The sequence below is a fragment of the Fictibacillus sp. 7GRE50 genome (assembly GCF_015903875.1).
Lineage (GTDB): Bacteria > Bacillota > Bacilli > Bacillales > Fictibacillaceae > Fictibacillus > Fictibacillus phosphorivorans.
Window position 1 is genome coordinate 312190 of the sequence record NZ_JACZDW010000003.1, and the last position, 19929, is coordinate 332118.

The following is a 19929-nucleotide window of genomic DNA, read 5'->3' on the forward strand; positions in this document are numbered from 1 at the left end:
ACGCCTCCTTTATCTTACTTTTTTTTGCAGTTTATATAACGCGTTCATCGCATCAAGAGGAGTCATCTCTAATACGTTTAAATTTCTTAACTCTTTGATCAACTCTTGCTCTTTATTGTCTCTTCTATTCGTCGTATCCTTTTTTTCTACAAAAAGACTCAATTGACTTTCTTGAAGATCCTCTTCCCTGGTCACTGAAACTTCTTGAATGGGAAGCGCCTCTCGTTTTTCTTGATTTTCATAGGTTTGTAAAATTGTTTTTGCTCTAGAGATCACTGGTTCTGGTAGTTCAGCGAGTTCTGCCACTTGTATACCAAAACTTTTATCTGCTTGTCCATCAATGACTTTATGCAAAAATACGAGACTTCCATTCTCTTCAACTGCACTTACAAACACATTTTTTAGAGATTGAAGAGACTCTTCTAAGACAGTAAGTTCATGATAATGAGTAGAGAATAATGTTTTTGCTGCTATTTCTTCATGAATGAATTCAATGATTGATTGCGCTAATGCCATCCCATCATATGTGGAAGTCCCTCGTCCGATCTCATCTAAAAGGATCAAACTGTTCTCAGTTGCACTCGTTAGAGCAAAGTTCGTCTCGAGCATCTCGACCATAAACGTACTTTGCCCTCCTACTAGATCATCAGCAGCTCCAATCCGCGTAAAGATCTGATCAAACATTGGAAGCTCAGCACGATCTGCTGGAACAAAGCAGCCGATCTGCATCATGACCGCTGTAAGTGCCAACTGGCGCATATACGTACTCTTACCTGCCATGTTTGGACCCGTTATAAGGAGCATATTTCTATCATTATTTAGAACAATGTCGTTAGGTACGTATTCTTGGGCATCCATGACTTTTTCTACAACCGGATGTCTGCCGTTCACAATATTAACGATTCCATCCTCTGATACTATCGGTCTTACATAACGGTACTGCTCACTGATTGCAGCAAAAGATTGCATGACATCTAGTTCAGAAATGGCTGATGCAAGCTCTTGAAGCCCTGGAATGAATTGTTTTACATACTCTCTCACTTCCAAAAAGAGTGTATATTCTAATCCTGAGATCTTCTCTTCCGCTTCTAATATGATTCTTTCTTTCTCTTTCAGTTCTGGCGTAACATATCTTTCAGCGTTCGCGAGCGTCTGTTTTCGTTCATAACGATCTGGTACTTGTGAAAGGTTCGATTTTGTAACCTCAATGTAGTATCCAAAAATCTTATTAAAACCTATTTTTAAAGACTTAATGCCTGAAGCTGCCTTTTCTTGTTGCTCAAGAGAAGCGATCCAGGCTTTACCGTTACTGCTCGCATCTTTATATTGATCCAGCTGCTCATTGTAACCTGCTTTGATCAGACCACCTTCTTTAATTTGAATGGGTGCATCATCATGAATAGCAGAATCTAAATAGTCTCTGAGTGTTTTATGTTCATTCATCTTCGCATGAAGCTCGAGTGCGTATTTCCCTTCAATACTCTTGATCTTTTCTTTTAAGACCGGAACACTGAACAGAGATCTTTTCAATTGTACAAGATCTCTTGGACTAGCGTTTCCATAAGATATTTTGGCTATCAATCGTTCCATATCATAAACAGACTTCAATTGTTCTTTGATCTCTTCACGAATAAAGAATTCTCCGATTAAGTTTTCAACGAGCTGAAGCCGCTTCTCAATCGTTTCTTTTACGAACAACGGCTCTTCCACCCATTGTTTAAGCTTTCTAGCACCCATTGCTGTCATGGTGGCATCTAACAGCCATAATAGTGAACCTTTTTTTCCTTTTGCTCGGATTGATTCTGTTAATTCTAAATTCCGTTTTGAAAAGGCATCAAGCTTCATTCTTTTATCGTTCTGCTGAAATTCAACAGCTTTTATATGGTGGAAAGATCGTTTTTGCGTATGAGATAGATAGTTGAACAACCGTCCTGAAGCACGTAATAAGATTGGATCAGAGATCGTCTGAACAAGTTGATTAAACTGACTATCAATAGAATTCTCTTCCTGGATAGAAACGGAAGCTTGTCCTGTCTGTGTAACTGTGTGCGTCCAAGCATCATACAATTCTTTGTTTCCAACAATCTCTTTTACACCGTGACTTAAAAGTAATTGAATGAACGATAACTGATTTCCGTCATATGTATATCCCTTCAACTCACCTGTTGAAAGATCACAAAGAACGTATCCATAAGAATCGTTTTCTTTTTCTATCGATACAAGAAAATTGTTCTCTCTATCTTGAAGAAGGTGGTCATCAATAACCGTTCCTGGCGTAATAATCTGGATGACTTCACGTTTCACTACCCCAACAGATAGTTTAGGATCTTCTACTTGTTCACAGATCGCTACTCTATGTCCGTTCTCAACTAATGTTTTTATATAACCTGCTGACGAATGATAAGGTATCCCACACATCGGAATTCGATCTTGAGAGCCTCCATCTCTGCTTGTTAGTGTAATTTCAAGGATTTGAGATGCTCGAACAGCATCTTCAAAAAACATTTCATAAAAATCTCCTAGACGGAAAAATAAAAAGGCATCCTGATGAGCTGCCTTAATTGATAAATATTGTTGTATCATTGGAGTATATTGAGCCATAATTTCACCTTTTTCATAACATTTCAATGTCGCTATTATAACATAATTCACAGCATCTATCGTTTTCTCTGCATGAAAAAAACGGGAAGCTCTCTCCCCGTTTTCTATTCTTCCAAATCACCTATTAAAAAGTTCGGATCCAGGTCTTCAAAATTCTCATCTTCTACATCATATTCCCAATCTCTTGTCTCTACATCATCAAAACCGTCCGGATTCACATATACACAAACTTTTGTTTCTCCGATAATTTCACAAACGAACTCTCTTTCTACTTGAACGATCACTTTATTTCCGTTCGGAGAGATCGTCGCTTCTAACGTATTGGGTTCTTGAAGTGCACGGCACGTAACTTCATATTGATTGCCTAACGCATTCTTATCTCTTACACTGAGATCCACTTTATCTACAAAATGAATGGTCTCTGTTACGACTTCCGTACGAGTATTATCATTGTATGAATACCACACGTTGATATCATAGCTTCCTTCTACATCTACTGCTTCACCATTCCGCTTCGGTTTATATGCATGGTTGATGATCCAGCATCCTAAAATGCTGCTCGGACGATGACTCGGTGCAATGGTATGCGTTGCTTGAGAAAATTTTCTCCCTTTGCCGCAGACCGCTTTTGTGATGATTTCTCTGTAAGTCAACTCTTGTTCTACGCGTCTTGACATACATGAATCCCTCCTCTACCAATCTCCATACAGTATATGCTGGGCGGATGCCTATTGTGTCTTCATTTATTTGAAACACAATTAGTCTAAGTATATGGGCGTTTGTTGTCCAATGTTCTCAAAATATTATATGTGGTGAACGGTACGTGAAATTATTTTTGCGTTTTTATTGCTTTTGCAAGTGGTTGATTATCCCTCTAGGATACTCTCTTAACGGGTATGTGAGTCTAAAACGCAATGCGGAATTTGTCGAGGTTTGTAGACTCGTGGATAAATGGGGAAAACTTTTGGATTGAGAGCCAAATCTCGTGGATAAACAGCAGAAACTTTTGGATTGCATACCAAAACTTCTGGATTGAAGGAACCTAATACCTCTATGGGTATGTGCGAAACATCCAATAAACTGGAATGAATCTCAAATAAAAACACGATGTCTACAAAAGACATCGTGTTTATGGTTAGTGACAACCGCAGCCGCCCGGAGAACAGCCTTCTTGAGAACCAGTAGTTCCTTTTAAAAGGTCCCCGCCAGTGGATTCAATGATCTCATCTGTTACTTTGTTCGAGATCGTATGTGAAACCATCTGTAAGATATCATTCACATCACTTTGAGATTGTTTGAACTCTTGTACGACTGGAATGCTATCAAGCTCTGCCATCAGTGCATCGATTTTTTCTTCTACTTCTCTTGATGCTTCATGCTTTTGATAATGTTGAAGATTGACAGCTTGTTTTTGAAGATTCTTAATCTGTCCCATCAATCTTGCTACATTTGAATTTGTATTGATCTGAGCTTCTGCTTTTTTGAAGAATTCTACTTCATCAGTCGTTGCGATCATTTTAGCCAGTTCTTTAGCTTTTCCCAAGATTTCTTCTTTCGTATATGTGCTCATTAGCCTACCACCTCTGATTTTTCTTCTACCCAATCGCCGCCAAGGTTCCATGTTTTAGCATCGGTAATCTGAACTTTGACGATTTCACCTATTAAGTGCTTAGGAGCTTTAAAGTTTACTACTTTATTGGAACCCGTGTGACCTGTTAGTACATCGGGATTCTTTTTACTTTCTCCCTCCACTAACACTTCTACAACTTTACCAACGTATTCTTTGTTCTTTTCTAATGAGATATCATTTAGCATAGCGTTAAGCCTCTGCAGACGTTCTCGTTTCACTTCCATCGGAACATTGTCTTGCATCTTCGCAGCTGGAGTGCCTTCACGCGGGGAATAGATAAACGTGTAAGCAGCATCATACTGCACTTCTTTTACTAGAGATAAAGTCTCTTGGAATTGTTCTTCCGTCTCATTTGGAAACCCAACAATAATATCCGTAGTTAATGCTACATTCGGCATTGCAACTTTGATCTTGTTTACAAGCTCTATATAATGTTCACGTGTATATTTACGAGCCATTAATTTGAGTACATCGCTGTTTCCGTGTTGGACAGGCAGATGCACATGATCTACAATGTTACCGCCTTTAGCTAGTACTTCAATTAACCGATCATCAAAATCTCGTGGATGACTTGTTGTAAAACGCAGTCTTGGAATATCGATCTTACGGATCTCATCCATTAGATCGCCAAGACCATACTCTAGATCTTCAAAATCTTTGCCGTATGCATTCACGTTCTGACCGAGAAGGGTTACTTCTTTATATCCTTCTCTCGCAAGCTGTCTTACTTCTTCGATGATATCTTGAGGGTAACGGCTTCTTTCTTTTCCTCGCGTGTAAGGAACAATGCAATATGTACAGAATTTGTCGCAGCCGTACATAATGTTGACCCAACCTTTAACGTTCCCTTTACGCTTTCTAGGAAGATTCTCAACGATATCTCCTTCTTTAGACCAAACTTCAACTACCATCTCTTTTGAGAATAACGCGTTCTCAATAATTTGAGGCAAACGATGAATGTTATGAGTACCAAAGATCATATCGACTTGTGGGTACGTAGAAAGTATACGGTTAACAACAGATTCTTCTTGTGACATACATCCACAAACCCCTAGCAGAAGATTAGGGTTGTTCGCTTTCGTATGTTTCAAATGTCCCAGTTCTCCAAACACTTTGTTCTCTGCATTTTCTCGAATGGCACATGTATTAAGAAGGATTACGTCCGCATCTTCAGTAGAATAAGTGATTTCATAACCCATTTCATTCAGAATTCCTGCCATAACCTCTGTATCATGCTCGTTCATCTGACAGCCATACGTACGAATATAGAACTTTTTACCAACACCAATATTTTTTAAATTTTCCGGAATAGAAAAATCTTTTAATATTTGTACTTGCTCTTTACCACGCTTTTTCGCGTCTTTTAAAGAAGGCGGTGCATACGTAGATTGAAAGTATTGTGAGTAGTCTCTTTCTTTTTCGTTCGTCTTCACTTTTTGATTGTCTTTCGTAATATCCAAGACATATTCACTCCTTATTGCCTTTACTGCTTGGTAATCCGTTCATCTTAAATCTAGTTTTTCATCCAACTGTAACATTATATCAAAAATTGGATTATAGTTAAACTTGTAATCGTTTTAGTTTACATAATAAAATTATGGTTTTCAAAAGAACCGTTTAATAGGGTCAATAAAAAAAGTTGACTCCAAAAGCTTCCTAATGCGCCTTTAAAGTCAACTTTACACGTATTTAAATGATATTTAATTCTTTTCCTGCTTTTTCAAATGCATCTAACGCAGCTTGTAGTTCTTCTTTCGTATGCTGAGCTGTTACGATCGTACGCACCCGAGCTTTTCCTTTAGCCACTGTTGGGAATGCGATGCCTTGAGCGAATATACCGTATTTTAATAAAGTATCCGATAGTTTATGCGCAAGCGCGTCATCACCTACAAGTACTGGTGTAATAGGTGTCTCACTTACTCCTGTATTGAATCCTAGTTCTTTTAATCCCGCTTTAAAGAACTTCGTGTTTTCCCATAGTCTTTCCATATGTTCTGGCTCTTCTTCTAAAACGTCAATCGCCGCTGAACTCGCTGCAATAACTGCAGGCGGATGTGATGTGCTGAACAAGAACGGACGACCTTTATGAATCAGGTAGTCTCTTAACGTTTGCGTACTTGCTATGTAACCACCAAGTACACCAATTGCTTTACTTAATGTTCCCACTTGAATGTGAACACGACCGTTCAAGTTAAAATGATCGATCGTACCGCGACCGTTCGTTCCTAGTACACCACTCGCATGAGCATCGTCTACCATTACGAGTGCATCGTACTTCTCAGCTAATTCTACGATTCCAGGAAGTGGTGCAATGTTTCCATCCATAGAGAAAACCCCGTCTGTTACGACGATTCTTTTTCTAAACTCTTGTGTCTCTTTTAAAGCCGCTTCTAAATCTTCTAGATCAACGTGTTTGTAAATTCTTCGTTTCGCTTTTGTCAAACGGATACCGTCAATGATTGACGCATGGTTCAACTCATCAGAAATAACAACGTCTTGATCTGTTAATATAGCAGAAAGAATTCCTTGGTTCGTTGAAAAACCAGATTGGAAGACAAGACATGCTTCTGTGTGTTTGAATTCAGCCAATTTTTTTTCAAATTCTTCATGCATAGAAAGTGTTCCAGCAATCGTACGCACAGAGCCCGTACCAACGCCAAATTCTTCTACAGCTTGTAGGGCTGCTTCTTTCATTTTAGGGTGACTTGTAAGTCCTAAGTAGTTGTTGGAAGAAAGCTGAATCACTTCTTTTCCGTTGATCACAACTTTAGAACCTTGCTCTGATTCTAGTGGTACAAGCTTTCTAAACGTACCTTCTTCTTTCATATGGTCCAATTCTTCTTGTAGGTATTCAAAACCTTTCATCACGATGTTTGCCCCTTTCGATTTTAAGGAATAAGTACTACTTTCCCGCAATTCCCCTTTATCATTAAATCAAAGCCTTCTTCAAACTTTTCAAGTGGAAGTGTATGAGTAATGATTGCTTCTGGGTGCATGCTTCCTGACTGTAAAAGTCCTGAGACTTGTTGCCATGTTTCATACATTTTTCTTCCTGTGATCCCTTGTACGGTAACTCCTTTAAACACAACATCGTTTGTTAGATCGATCTCAACAGGTTTAACAGGCAGACTTAAAATAGAAACACGACCGCCGTTTGTGATCATTTTAAACCCTTGGTCGATCGCAACAGGATGACCGCTCATCTCACAAACAACATCCACACCATTACCATCTGTTAGTTCCATTACTCTTTCAACAGGGTCGATCGATTTTGGATTGATCACTTCTGTCGCACCTATCTTTTTAGCAAGATCTAGACGATAATCATTCAGATCGATAGCGATCACCTGGCTTGCACCTGCCGCTTTAGCAACGTTAACCGCCATGACACCGATCGGTCCGCATCCGATGACAGCCACTGTTTTTCCAGCAACATCACCAGCTAAAACAGTATGAACAGCATTTCCCATCGGCTCTTGAATCGATCCATGTTCAAACGGCATCTTAGGATCGTTTTTCCAGATGTTCTCAGATGGCATTGCTACATACTCTGCAAAACACCCATGCGTATCGACACCGATGATCTTCGTGTTCTTACAGATGTGAAACTGTCCTTTTAAACATTGTGGACAAGAATGACAGACTATATGTGTTTCAGCTGATACATGATCTCCAACAGATACATTAGTAACAGCGCTTCCAACTTTTTCAACAACCCCTGAAAACTCATGTCCAAATACATATGGCGTCTTCACACGACTCTGTGACCACTCATCCCATGTGTAAATATGGACATCTGTTCCACAGATTGAAGTCGCTTTAACTTTGATTAATACTTCACTCTCGTTGATTTCAGGAATATCTACTGTTTCTAATCTAGCTCCATAACCCGCATGATGCTTAACAATTGCTTTCATTTTTCCTTGCACAGAAACACCCCTCACTAAAACCTTAAATATCATATCCATAATAATTGTACATGGATTGAACAACAAGGTAAAGAGCAGTGTCCATTTCACGTGGACAATCGCAGATACCAAAAAAAATTGCGGAAATTTTTTTATTTAGAAAAAGCCCCTCTCCTAATTTTAGGAGAAGGGCTCGGTCTTACATGAATTCTGACATCAATTGATTGAACTTTTCCTCAGGTAAATTCAAGTCTACCTTCGCAAGTGCTTCCTTACTGTATCCATGAGCCAGATCTTGGTATGAAGGCTTTACCTTGTCTTGATAGATGATCCCTTTTACAAGACCTTTGTTTTCCATCAATGTCTGCATAGCCATCATACGGTTTGAAGAATCATAGTCTTCGATCGTGCCTAAGGATACGAGATGCTCTTTAAACCAATCATATGTGTTTACTTTATTGTAAGTAACACATGGAGAGAATACATTGATCAACGAGAACCCTTTATGATTGATCCCAGCTTCGATAATCGAAGTTAACTCTTTTAAGTCTGTTGAGAAACTTTGAGCCACAAACGTAGCACCAGCCGTTAAAGCAAGTTCCATAACGCCAATCGCTGACTCTACAGATCCTTCTGGCGTACTCTTCGTTTTAAAACCAACATCAGATCGAGGTGATGTTTGTCCTTTTGTTAAACCATAAATCTGGTTGTCCATAACAATATAGGTAATATCGATGTTTCTTCTGATCGCATGTACGGTATGACCCATTCCGATCGCGAACCCATCTCCATCTCCACCTGAAGCAATTACAGTCAGATCACGGTTTGCCATCTTAACACCTTGTGCGATCGGCAACGAACGGCCATGGATTCCATGGAAACCATAAGACTTAATATACCCTGAAATACGTCCTGAACAGCCGATTCCTGATACTACAGCTAGATTATCTGGTTCTAAACCTACATTTGCAGCTGCTCTTTGAATAGCCGCCTGTACAGAAAAATCTCCACATCCTGGACACCAGTTCGGTTTGATGCTGTTACGAAAATCTTTAAATGTAGCCATATTAAACCAGCTCCTTGCATTTCATGACAACTTCTGATGGCAAGAAAGGATTCCCATCATATTTTAACAAGTTTTTAATCTTCTCATGCTGTCCAACATTCATCTTTAAAATGTTCGCCAGCTGTCCTGTCGCATTGTTCTCGACTACAATTACGTTCTTTGCTTTGTCGATCATTGATCTCATCTCATCGGCAGGGAACGGATGAATCAAACGAATATGAGCATGATTGACTTTTAATCCATCTGCTTCTAAACGAGGGATCGCTTCTTCAATAACTCCTCTTGTTGAATTGAACCCGACTAAAAGGATATCTGCTTCTTCATGAGGGGCCTGCTTAACAACCGGAACGTTAAAACGCAGATTTTGAAGTTTACGTAAACGTTTATCCATCTGCTTTTGACGGTTAGCTGCTACTTCAGAAGGCTTTCCTGTCTCATCATGCTCAACACCTGTTACATGGTGGATACCATTCTTCATACCTGGTATTACACGAGGAGAAATACCGTCTTCTGTTACTTCATAGCGCTTAAAGTACCCATCTTTATCATCCGTATCAGGTAGCTCTTCTTTCGGATCAAGCTTACCGCGACGAATCTCTACGCGGCTATAATCTAACGGTTCTACCGATTGCTTCCCTAGAGAAAGTTGAAGATCTGTCAGTAAGATAACAGGAATCTGATATTCTTCTGCAATATTTAACGCCTCAACAGCATCATAGAAGGCTTCTTCAACCGTACTTGGTGCCATAACCACTTTTGGAATCTCACCATGAGTACCATAGATCATCGCCATCAAATCAGATTGTTCTTGTTTTGTAGGCAGTCCTGTTGATGGACCTCCACGCTGTGTATCTACGACAACTAAAGGAACTTCTGTCATTCCAGATAGACCTAACGCTTCCATCATTAATGATAGACCTGGTCCTGCTGATGATGTAATCGTACGAACACCTGCATAGTTCGCTCCGATCGCCATCGTACAAGCGGCAATCTCATCTTCTGTTTGAATGACAGTCCCGCCAAACTCAGGCAGTTTTTTAATCAGGTATTCCATGATCTCAGATGCCGGTGTGATCGGATAAGCGGACATGAACCGTACGCCTCCTGCAACGAATCCTAGAGCAATCGCATCGTTTCCGATCATGAACATTCTCTTCTTGCCATCCGCTTTATTTAATTGAAAACCATCGATCTGGCCACCAGATAATTCATTGAAACGATCAGCGCCTTTTTGGATAGCTTCCATATTCTTTTCTACTACTTTTGCTCCTTTACGAGCAAAAATCTCTTCTACAACTTCTAAATAGCTTTCTACAGGAAGACCTAAAACAGCGCTCGTCGCTCCGATCGCTACCATGTTTTTCATTAGAGATGTGCCAAGTTCACTTGCAATCTCTGTAAATGGTACAGCATATAATCTAACATTAAGGTCCTCAGGAACAGTAGGATTGAATTTTGAATCTCCAATCACAACTCCTCCATCGCGAAGCTCATGTACATTCACATCAATTGTTTCTTGATCGAATGCTATTAAAATATCAAGATCATCAGAGATCGAACGGGTTTCACTCGTGCTTACACGAATTTTATTGTTGGTATGACCGCCTTTAATTCTGGAAGAAAAGTGTCGATAGCTATACAGATAGTAGCCTTGGCGGTTGAGTGCCATCGCAAAAATTTCACCTGTACTATCAATTCCTTCACCTTGCTGTCCGCCAACTTTCCAAGAAAGTTGATCAATCATGTACTCCACCCTTTCAGTAACCCAAACGTTAATTTTTTCAATCAATAGTTTGATTTAGTATGGTTTCATGTTGTGTTGAACGCGCATTATCACGTTTACTTAAATTATGTACTAAACGTCTACAATTCTAGACTTAACTTCATAAAAATGCAAGTATTCGCCTAGTATAATTCAAACTATTACAAAAAAAGTAAATAGATGAAAACGCTTTAATTAAGATGCTGTTCTGTATAAATTCTAGATTTGTTTCCGCATTTCCTTCTACGATTCTCGGCATCCCTTACAAAATGAAAATAAGTCTACAAAACTAAAAACCTGCTTGCTCTATCGAACGAGCAAGCAGGTTTCACTTTAATTAGCGCGGTTCAACAATTAATTTAATGGCCGTTCTTTCTTCCCCATCGATTAAGATATCGGTAAATGCTGGAATACAAATGAGGTCAACTCCGCTCGGTGCTACGAACCCTCGTGCGATAGCTACTGCTTTAACAGCTTGGTTTAATGCACCTGCTCCGATTGCCTGAATTTCAGCGCCTCCACGTTCCCGGAGAACACCAGCAAGTGCACCAGCTACAGAGTTGGGGTTGGATTTTGCTGAAACTTTTAATATTTCCATTGTTTTGAACCTCCTTCAGGATAGATACCTGTTCTACTATATTCATTGATTAAGGCTTGTATTCCTGCCGAAACAAAATTGTGCTTACTCTCTCTATTTTGTTGTTTTGTTAAAGCAGCTGCCCTATGAATAAACCCCGGTATTCTAGTACCCTTAACAAACTTCTTTCAAACCATAATGTGGTTTTTTCGGAAAAAAACTGCGATTCACTGTATTCGTATACAGCTTTTTATGTGAGCGAACTTCGGTTTACTCCTGCTCAAATTCCACACCTTCTACTAGTTACGAAATTTCTTCATATAAAAAAGCGATGGGATTGATCTCCCACCGCTTTGTTTGTTTATTTTGCGTATTCAACTGCTCGAGTCTCACGAATGACTGTAACTTTAATGTGTCCTGGATAATCCAGTTCACTTTCAATCTTTTTCGTAATATCACGTGCTAGTCGGTATGATGCTACATCATCGATCAGATCCGGTTTAACCATGATACGTATCTCACGGCCTGCTTGTATCGCAAAAGATTTTTCAACACCATCAAATGATTCTGAAATCTCTTCTAACTTTTCAAGTCTGCGTATATACGTTTCAAGTGTTTCACGGCGTGCTCCTGGTCTTGCTGCAGAAAGTGCATCTGCTGCTGCAACTAGAGTAGCTATGATCGAAGTTGCTTCAGTGTCTCCGTGATGAGACGCAATGCTGTTGATGACTACTGGGTGTTCCTTGTACTTCGTAGCAAGTTCCACACCAATGTCAACGTGACTGCCTTCAACTTCATGATCAATCGCCTTACCAATGTCATGAAGCAAACCAGCTCGTCTTGCAAGATGAACGTCTTCTCCTACTTCAGCTGCCATTAATCCAGCTAAGTAAGCCACTTCAGTTGAATGTTTTAGTACGTTTTGACCGTAACTTGTACGATACTTCAAACGACCAAGAATTTTAATCAAATCAGGATGAAGTCCGTGAACACCAACTTCGAACGTTGTCTGCTCTCCTACTTCGCGGATATACTCATCCACTTCTCGACGTGATTTTTCAACCATCTCTTCAATTCGTGCAGGGTGAATTCTTCCATCCTGTACAAGCTTGTCCAAAGCCATCCGTGCAATTTCACGGCGGATCGGATCAAATCCAGACAGAATAACGGCTTCTGGAGTATCATCAATAATTAAGTCAATTCCAGTTAACGTTTCTAACGTCCTGATGTTTCGCCCTTCACGTCCAATAATTCTTCCCTTCATTTCATCGTTAGGAAGGTTTACTACAGAAACTGTAGTTTCTGCTACGTGATCGGCTGCACAGCGTTGGATAGCTAGGGAAAGAATTTCTTTTGCTTTCTTGTCCGCTTCTTCTTTTGCACGGTTTTCCATCTCTTTTACCATCATCGCCAACTCATGTGTCATCTCGTTCTCAGTTTCCGTCATGATAATTTGGCGGGCTTCATCCCTGGTAATGCTGGAAATGCGCTCAAGCTCTCGCTGTTGTTCTTTCAGCAATTCCTCCACTTTGCTTTCAATCTCTTCAATTTGTCGCTGTTTTTTGGTGAGAGACTCCTCACGTCGCTCTAAAGATTCCTCTTTTTTGTCAAGAGTTTCACTTTTTCTGTCTAGGATCTCTTCTTTTTGAACCAATCGATGTTCTTGTTTTTGAAGCTCGTTTCGACGTTCGCGAATTTCGCGTTCAGCTTCGGTACGTAGCTTATGGATTTCATCTTTTGCTTCTAACAGCGCTTCTTTCTTGCTGGCGTCAGCATCGCGCTTTGCATCTTCAACAATTTGCGCAGCTGCTCGTTCTGCGCTTGAAATCTTCGCTTCAGCAATTGATTTCCTAACAAGATATCCGACAATAGCACCGACACCTAGTGAGACAAGCAAACTGGAGATGAATACTGCTAAACTTGGCATATTCCCACCTCCTCTTGCTTTCTGCTTTTCATACTGCATTTTTGGCGTCAATCGTCTTACATGTGCTGTGCACCATTCATGTCGTACAAATTCTATACATATCTTTTAATTTCATAAGAAATCAAAATATATCTTCATTTTATAGGTGTGCCAAAGGCTTGTCAAGAGAGTCAATCTTCTATAATAATTGGTTGACTTAAAAATAGCAAGGAGCATATTTTGCCTGCAATATTCGCTATTATTGCTTTGGTTATATTGTTACACTCGAAAAGGAGTTCACCTCCATCTCCAACTTTTGCTCTTCACTTGGCTATGAAAATATATCGTTTTAAGCAACCATTCTTTTAAAAATGATCCGGTTAAAGAAAAAAGACCGGTCGCACTTGACCAGTCTTCACTCTTGACTATTCTGTTAACTCAAACTCTTCTTCTGCTGAAGGAGCTTCTACTTCAGCTGTTGCTTTGCCTTCTAGCTGATAATAGTTGCGGATCTCTGCAACGATTGCTGATGCAATCTCAGGGTTTTCTTTAAGGAATTGCTTAGAGTTCTCACGTCCTTGACCTAAACGTTCGCCTTCGTAAGAATACCAAGCACCACTCTTTTGAACGATATCAATGTCCGAACCGATATCGAGAATCTCACCTTGATATGAAATTCCTTCTCCGTACATAATATCCACTTCAGCCGTTCTAAACGGAGGAGCAACTTTATTTTTTACAACTTTAATCTTTGTTTTATTACCAACAACATCCTGACCTTGTTTCAACTGTTCAGCACGACGTACTTCTAAACGAACGGATGAGTAGAATTTAAGCGCTCTTCCCCCTGGTGTCGTTTCAGGGTTTCCGAACATAACGCCAACTTTTTCACGAATTTGGTTGATAAACACTGCGATGGTTTTCGATTTATTAATGGCACCCGAAAGTTTACGAAGTGCTTGGGACATAAGACGAGCTTGAAGACCAACATGAGAATCTCCCATTTCCCCTTCAATCTCAGCTTTAGGAACAAGGGCAGCAACGGAGTCAATAATTAAAATATCTACTGCTCCACTTCTTACAAGAGCTTCAGCGATCTCTAGTGCTTGTTCACCTGTATCCGGCTGAGACAACAAGAGCTCATCGATATTCACGCCTAGCTTTTGTGCATATTCAGGATCAAGCGCATGCTCTGCATCAATAAATGCAGCTTGTCCACCATTACGTTGAACTTCTGCGATGGCATGAAGGGCAACAGTTGTTTTACCTGATGATTCAGGACCGTAAACTTCGATAATTCTTCCGCGAGGATATCCACCGATTCCAAGTGCGATGTCCAAAGTGATCGATCCACTGGATACTGTTGAAATTCGCTGTTCGGTTTGTTCACCCAGTTTCATAATAGAACCTTTACCGAACTGCTTTTCAATTTGGCGTAGAGCCATATCTAAAGCTGCTTTTCTATCGCTCATTCAATTCACTCCTCAAATTCATTTTACATGTATTTTTGTTTCATTAATTCTGTTACTTGCTACTTCTCTATCATATCTCTTTTTAGTTCATTTGCCAATCATTTTGCGAACATTTATTCGATTTTTTTATTGTCCTTCTTTGACCAATTGATTTAAATAGCGAAATCCATGCTTTACTGCTCTTTCACGAATCCCTTTTCTTGATCCTGCAAGTTTTAATGAATATGAATAGGTTTGATCCCCAATTGAAATTCCGATGAAGACTGTTCCTGCAGGCTTGTCTTCTTGTCCATCAGGACCCGCAACACCAGTAAAGCTGATGCCGATGTCAGTCTTTGACTGCTTTCTAATCTCCTCTGCCATCCACTCTGCACATTCTGAGCTAACAACACCATGATCTGTGATCAAGTTATGAGGTACTTTAAGCATCGATTGTTTTAATGCGTTTGAATAAACAACGACTCCTCCCTGATAAACGGCAGAAGCACCAGGAAAATCAGTGATGATCTTGCTGAATTGCCCTCCAGTCAAACTCTCTGCCGAAGCGATCGTCAGCTGATTATTTAGAAGAAGGTCGAAAGTTTGACTCTCTAGCGTTTCATCGTTATATCCATAAAAATAGGAACCTGTACGACTTAATATTTCTTGTTCTACTTCATCTAGCAGTCTCTTCGCCTCAGTTTCTGAAGGGTGAGCTGCAGTTAGCCGAATCGTAACTTCATGTTCAGATGCTAACGGCGCAATAGTAGGATTGCTTTGTTTTTCAATCAAATCTTGAAGCTTCGTTTCTAAGACCGATTCTCCAATACCAAAAAACTTTAATACCCGCGAATGAAACTTAGTCTGTACATCCATCTTAGAATAAAGATAAGGAATAACATAGTTGTTAAACATCGGTCTCATCTCACTAGGTGGTCCAGGTAGGAGTATACACGTGTTGTTACCATGAGTAAACGCCATTCCAGGCGCCATACCGTTATCGTTTGGCAAGACGACAGATCCTTCTATTATGAGGGCTTGCTTCTTATTGTTAGGTGTCATCTCTCGGTTGGTTTGAACAAAATAATTGGTTATATACTCTAACGCAGCTTCGTCATGAACCAATTCCTTCTGAAACAGTTTTGCGATTGTTTCTTTAGTAAGATCGTCTTTTGTTGGTCCAAGACCTCCAGTAAAGATGATCAGATCGGATCTTGTCCTAGCTGTTTGAATGACAGATGAGAGACGGTTTTGATTATCACCCGCTACTGAGTGATAAAAGACGTTCACTCCGATGTCAGCCAGTTTTTTTGAAATAAATTGAGCATTCGTGTTTGCGATCTGTCCTAATAAAAGTTCACTGCCAACTGCTATGATTTCTGCGTTCAACTCATACACGCTCCCTGATTGTATTCTCTGATATCACATCATTCAACTTTAACTATTCTAAGATTCTCTATCTTTTCTTCATGTTTTCTGCAATTTCTACTACGGCTAATAAAAAAACAGGAGTTATCTGCTCCTGTTTTTTCTTCATTCTGGATTACTTTGATTTTAATAGAATATGTTTGCTGTTCACGAAATACTCCCAGCCAGAATATAAGGTAATGAGTGTTGCTGCCCAAAGACTGATCGTTGCAAATGGTAATCCGATCCATGCAAATGGAAGATTATGAAGCAACAACGCGGAGATCGCAATAATTTGAATCCACATCTTCAGCTTGCCCATCTGTCCTGCTGCAATGACCTCGCCTTCTGCTGAAGCAACAGCACGGATGCCTGTAACAGCAAACTCTCGGCTAAGGATAACGATAACCATCCATGCAGGTGCAGCTCCAAGTTCAACTAATCCTACAAGTGCAGCCGAAACGAGTAGCTTGTCTGCTAGTGGGTCCAAGAATTTCCCCAAATTCGTAACGAGATTATATTTTCGTGCATAATAGCCGTCAACCCAATCGGTGCTGGATGCAAAGATAAAGATCAGCGCAGCAACAAAATGAGTGACAGGCAATTCTTCACCAGCAATTTTCCAGACTCCCCAATCAAAATCGCCTAAAAGAACGATCATAAAGAGTGGAATTAAAAAAATTCTAGAAATGGTAATCTTATTAGGTAAGTTCAATGAAATTCCTCCAAAATACGGTCAAAATCAATTTTGTTATAACTATTGTTGAGCCTTACGAATCACGATTTTTTGATGGATCAGATCAGTAGCAGGGACAGGATATGTGAATGCTTCCCCATTGATCTTAATAGATGTTACATGAGACGCGCCAATATTTAGTGTTACCTCTTTTGCAGAAGATAGATCAAAAGTTTCTGTTTGACCCTTTTTCATCTGGTTATCGAAATAGCTTTTCTTCGTCTCATCTTGAATACCTACGTAACTAGGACCATTTGCGCTAAGCTCTACAACGAGTTTATCCGTATCTTTCAGATCATAAGTCGTTACTTTTCCAATCGTTTCAAGCTTTGTTAAGGTTTGTTGTTTCACTTCTTCTTTTGGAACTTCAGAATCTTTTTCTTCAGTAGAATCATCTTCTTTGTCTTTTTTTGTTTCTTCTTTTTTCTGTGGTTTGTTTTCATCTGCATCTAATAAAACACCTGGCGCATCATTCCCGCTTTTAGCTTGATCATTCCCATCAGGAAGAAGCTTCCAAACGACAAAGAGAACAACCACGATTAAGATTCCAATAAGTATGATTGGAATCAATCTCTTTAAAAGTGAATGGTCTTCTGATACTCCCGATCTCTCTCTTTTTGAACGGGGTTCGAACTCTGTTGTCGGTTCTTTTGCCGATTTTGGAATCTCATGAGAATATTCATCAAAGATGGTCTCATAATGCAAACCTACAGCTTCACAATAATTTTTAATAAACGCTCGAGCATAAAACGATCCAGGAAGTACTTCATACTTTCCTTCTTCAATCGCTACCAGATATCGTTTTTGTATCTTTGTCGCTGTTTGAAGTTCTTCGAGTGACATTCCTTTTTCTTCACGTTTTTCTTTTAATAACTTACCGAGTTCTGTCAACCTTCCCACCTACTTACGTCATTCTAAATTTCCGAATCCTGTTTGATCTTGTTTCAGAGCTTCATATGTAATTTCTTCATCACGATGACTTTTTAGCTCGATAATGTAGTCAAAATCATCAAGTGTATATTCCGTTTGCTGAACAAAAAGATCAGGATGTTCCACAACTTTCGCTGCAGGAAGCCTCATGATCTCTCGTATGAGCTGCCAATGCTTATCATTCATATTACGTGCTGAGACTGCACCATCAATAATAAAAACGTGGTCAGAATCGTATTCATCATCCGCTAGCATGCTCCTAACGGTCTGACGCAATAACGTAGATGAAATAAAGACCCAACGTTTATTCGCACAAACACTGGATGCAACGATACTCTCAGTTTTCCCCACACGCGGCATGCCTCTAACGCCGATTAATTTATGTCCTTCAACTTTATATAATTCAGCTAAAAAGTCAACTAATATACCAAGTTCATCTCTAATAAAACGAAACGTTTTCTTATCGTCAGCGTCGCGTTCAATATATCTGCCGTGTCTTACAGCGAGACGATCGCGAAGCTTCGGTTTTCGAAACTTGGTTACTGTAATGTTATCCATTGAATCTAAGATCGATTGAAGCCGGTTAATCTTTTCTTCGTTATCAATGATCAGAAGCATTCCACGTCGCTCGTTATCAACACCGTTAATCGTGACGATGTTAATTCCAAGCATACCTAATAAGGAAGATATATCCCCTAGGAGACCCGGCCGGTTTTTATGTATCTCATACTCTAAATACCATTCTTGCTCTCCCATAATTCATCTCCTTATTCTTTCAAAATGAAACAAAATTCTACATCTATTCTTGTTTCTAATAATAAATGATTTCAATTTATTATGAAAGCAAAATAAAAGGATGTTAAGAAAAAATTCTTAACATCCTTCACCATTTAGCGGCTACCGTCGTTTTGAACTAGCTTTACCATCATGTTAGCGATGGCGTGTCTTTCGTTTTCATCAGCCACTTTCCAAAGATCGGCAAGAACTTTTTCTTCCTCGTTTTTTGGTTCAACGTGGTTCGCTAAGTATCCACCGATCTCCGTTGCTAAGTTCGAGATCGTATCGTGGTTCATACCTTCGTGTTCCGCGTGATTTAAACGCTCTGCCAAGAAATCTTTCCATTGACCAAAGTTGTCTAATACAGACATGCTGTCTCCTCCTTCAAGGTTGATACAGCATTAATATCTCTTAGTTTCACTCTTTTTATACATGTTTTTTTAAGTAAACCACGATCCGTTTATAGAAAGGATGTGACCCGAGATATAGTCTGCCTTTTCGCTCAATAAAAATTCAACAGCATGAGCAACTTCACGTGGTTCTCCAAAACGTCCAGCAGGTATGTCCTCAGTTAACATACGCTTCTCCTCGTCTGAAAACTGATCCATCATTGGCGTCGAGATCACCCCAGGAGAAACACCATTCACTTGAATGTGACTAGGAGCTAATTCTTTTGACAGTGCTTTAACAAACGTATTCAACCCGCCTTTTGCAGCAGAGTATACAGTTTCACACGCAGCACCTACTTCTCCCCAAACAGAAGAGATCATGACGATCTTTCCTGATTTTTTCTGAATCATGTTAGGAACAATGGCTTTTGTTAGTGAGATCGCACTTAAAAGGTGCAACTGCATCGTCTCTGTTATGGATTGTTCAGTAAAATCAGTGAGTAGACCAAATTGAGCAGAACCACAATTAAAAACGAACACATCGATGGGCTCTTGAATTTGATTCAACAATGCTTTTGGTCCTTCTGCTTTAGACAGGTCAGCAGACACGATAAAGACAGGTACTCCGTATTTATCCTTTAATTCTTTCTGCAGCTTTTCTGCTACACTTAGATTGGTGTTGTAGTGAAGGTATAATCCACAACCATTTGATGCCAACATATGGCTGATCTCGCTCCCGATTGCTCCGGATGCTCCTGTGACAAGCGCATTTTTCAATGTTAATCCCTC

17 protein-coding genes are annotated in these 19929 nt (G+C 39.7%); all 17 read right to left on the bottom strand.

Annotated elements, in window-relative coordinates; genetic code table 11:
- Positions 1 to 9: 9 nt before the first annotated feature.
- Positions 10 to 2601 (bottom strand): DNA mismatch repair protein MutS, encoded by a 2592-nt coding sequence (gene mutS / locus IHV12_RS12800; protein ID WP_197127783.1) that lies wholly within the window; start codon positions 2599 to 2601, stop codon positions 10 to 12.
- 104 nt (positions 2602 to 2705) lie between these two features.
- Positions 2706 to 3278, bottom strand: a complete 573-nt coding sequence (gene cotE / locus IHV12_RS12805; RefSeq protein ID WP_144700658.1) for an outer spore coat protein CotE — start codon at positions 3276 to 3278, stop codon at positions 2706 to 2708.
- Between the two features lie 458 nt (positions 3279 to 3736).
- Positions 3737 to 4171: a RicAFT regulatory complex protein RicA family protein gene (locus tag IHV12_RS12810; protein WP_197127782.1), complete on the bottom strand. Its 435-nt coding sequence runs from the start codon at positions 4169 to 4171 to the stop codon at positions 3737 to 3739.
- Positions 4171 to 5691 (bottom strand): tRNA (N6-isopentenyl adenosine(37)-C2)-methylthiotransferase MiaB, encoded by a 1521-nt coding sequence (gene miaB / locus IHV12_RS12815; RefSeq protein ID WP_197191118.1) that lies wholly within the window; start codon positions 5689 to 5691, stop codon positions 4171 to 4173. The genes IHV12_RS12810 and miaB overlap by 1 nt, the downstream gene beginning before the upstream one ends.
- Positions 5692 to 5920: 229 nt before the next feature.
- The gene (locus IHV12_RS12820) at positions 5921 to 7096 is read right to left on the bottom strand and encodes a glycine C-acetyltransferase (RefSeq protein ID WP_197191344.1); all 1176 of its coding nucleotides are present in this window, start codon (positions 7094 to 7096) and stop codon (positions 5921 to 5923) included.
- A gap of 23 nt (positions 7097 to 7119) precedes the next feature.
- Entirely contained in the window at positions 7120 to 8148 is a 1029-nt protein-coding gene (tdh, locus tag IHV12_RS12825; protein WP_231620735.1) for an L-threonine 3-dehydrogenase, read from the bottom strand.
- 190 nt (positions 8149 to 8338) lie between these two features.
- A complete protein-coding gene (locus IHV12_RS12830; protein WP_197191119.1) occupies positions 8339 to 9205 on the bottom strand; it encodes a 2-oxoacid:ferredoxin oxidoreductase subunit beta in 867 nt (288 codons plus the stop codon).
- A gap of 1 nt (position 9206) precedes the next feature.
- Positions 9207 to 10949 (bottom strand): 2-oxoacid:acceptor oxidoreductase subunit alpha, encoded by a 1743-nt coding sequence (locus IHV12_RS12835; protein WP_197127779.1) that lies wholly within the window; start codon positions 10947 to 10949, stop codon positions 9207 to 9209.
- A 355-nt stretch (positions 10950 to 11304) separates the two neighbouring features.
- Positions 11305 to 11565 (bottom strand): stage V sporulation protein SpoVS, encoded by a 261-nt coding sequence (gene spoVS / locus IHV12_RS12840; RefSeq protein WP_010193268.1) that lies wholly within the window; start codon positions 11563 to 11565, stop codon positions 11305 to 11307.
- 340 nt (positions 11566 to 11905) lie between these two features.
- Positions 11906 to 13471 carry a ribonuclease Y gene (rny, locus tag IHV12_RS12845; RefSeq protein WP_197127778.1) on the bottom strand — a complete coding sequence of 522 codons (1566 nt, stop codon included), beginning with the start codon at positions 13469 to 13471 and terminating at the stop codon, positions 11906 to 11908.
- A gap of 404 nt (positions 13472 to 13875) precedes the next feature.
- A complete protein-coding gene (gene recA / locus IHV12_RS12850) occupies positions 13876 to 14922 on the bottom strand; it encodes a recombinase RecA (RefSeq protein WP_197127777.1) in 1047 nt (348 codons plus the stop codon).
- 126 nt (positions 14923 to 15048) lie between these two features.
- Complete coding sequence (locus IHV12_RS12855; RefSeq protein ID WP_197191120.1) at positions 15049 to 16290, bottom strand: competence/damage-inducible protein A; 1242 nt, start codon at positions 16288 to 16290, stop codon at positions 15049 to 15051.
- Between the two features lie 154 nt (positions 16291 to 16444).
- Positions 16445 to 17023 carry a CDP-diacylglycerol--glycerol-3-phosphate 3-phosphatidyltransferase gene (gene pgsA, locus IHV12_RS12860; protein ID WP_066393829.1) on the bottom strand — a complete coding sequence of 193 codons (579 nt, stop codon included), beginning with the start codon at positions 17021 to 17023 and terminating at the stop codon, positions 16445 to 16447.
- 42 nt (positions 17024 to 17065) lie between these two features.
- The gene (locus tag IHV12_RS12865; protein ID WP_197191121.1) at positions 17066 to 17935 is read right to left on the bottom strand and encodes a helix-turn-helix domain-containing protein; all 870 of its coding nucleotides are present in this window, start codon (positions 17933 to 17935) and stop codon (positions 17066 to 17068) included.
- A gap of 18 nt (positions 17936 to 17953) precedes the next feature.
- Positions 17954 to 18730 carry a DUF3388 domain-containing protein gene (locus IHV12_RS12870; RefSeq protein WP_066393823.1) on the bottom strand — a complete coding sequence of 259 codons (777 nt, stop codon included), beginning with the start codon at positions 18728 to 18730 and terminating at the stop codon, positions 17954 to 17956.
- A gap of 134 nt (positions 18731 to 18864) precedes the next feature.
- Entirely contained in the window at positions 18865 to 19122 is a 258-nt protein-coding gene (locus IHV12_RS12875) for a DUF3243 domain-containing protein (protein WP_066393818.1), read from the bottom strand.
- 69 nt (positions 19123 to 19191) lie between these two features.
- The gene (ymfI, locus tag IHV12_RS12880) at positions 19192 to 19917 is read right to left on the bottom strand and encodes an elongation factor P 5-aminopentanone reductase (protein ID WP_197191122.1); all 726 of its coding nucleotides are present in this window, start codon (positions 19915 to 19917) and stop codon (positions 19192 to 19194) included.
- Between the last annotated feature and the right edge of the window lie 12 nt (positions 19918 to 19929).

What these genes read in the sequence shown, in the direction of transcription:
- mutS (WP_197127783.1), bottom strand. Translation starts at nt 2,601, where the DNA reads ATGGCTCAATATACTCCAATGATACAACAATATTTATCAATTAAGGCA.
- cotE (WP_144700658.1), bottom strand. Translation starts at nt 3,278, where the DNA reads ATGTCAAGACGCGTAGAACAAGAGTTGACTTACAGAGAAATCATCACA.
- IHV12_RS12810 (WP_197127782.1), bottom strand. Translation starts at nt 4,171, where the DNA reads ATGAGCACATATACGAAAGAAGAAATCTTGGGAAAAGCTAAAGAACTG.
- IHV12_RS12820 (WP_197191344.1), bottom strand. Translation starts at nt 7,096, where the DNA reads ATGAAAGGTTTTGAATACCTACAAGAAGAATTGGACCATATGAAAGAA.
- tdh (WP_231620735.1), bottom strand. Translation starts at nt 8,148, where the DNA reads ATGAAAGCAATTGTTAAGCATCATGCGGGTTATGGAGCTAGATTAGAA.
- IHV12_RS12830 (WP_197191119.1), bottom strand. Translation starts at nt 9,205, where the DNA reads ATGGCTACATTTAAAGATTTTCGTAACAGCATCAAACCGAACTGGTGT.
- IHV12_RS12835 (WP_197127779.1), bottom strand. Translation starts at nt 10,949, where the DNA reads ATGATTGATCAACTTTCTTGGAAAGTTGGCGGACAGCAAGGTGAAGGA.
- spoVS (WP_010193268.1), bottom strand. Translation starts at nt 11,565, where the DNA reads ATGGAAATATTAAAAGTTTCAGCAAAATCCAACCCCAACTCTGTAGCT.
- rny (WP_197127778.1), bottom strand. Translation starts at nt 13,471, where the DNA reads ATGCCAAGTTTAGCAGTATTCATCTCCAGTTTGCTTGTCTCACTAGGT.
- recA (WP_197127777.1), bottom strand. Translation starts at nt 14,922, where the DNA reads ATGAGCGATAGAAAAGCAGCTTTAGATATGGCTCTACGCCAAATTGAA.
- IHV12_RS12870 (WP_066393823.1), bottom strand. Translation starts at nt 18,730, where the DNA reads ATGGGAGAGCAAGAATGGTATTTAGAGTATGAGATACATAAAAACCGG.
- IHV12_RS12875 (WP_066393818.1), bottom strand. Translation starts at nt 19,122, where the DNA reads ATGTCTGTATTAGACAACTTTGGTCAATGGAAAGATTTCTTGGCAGAG.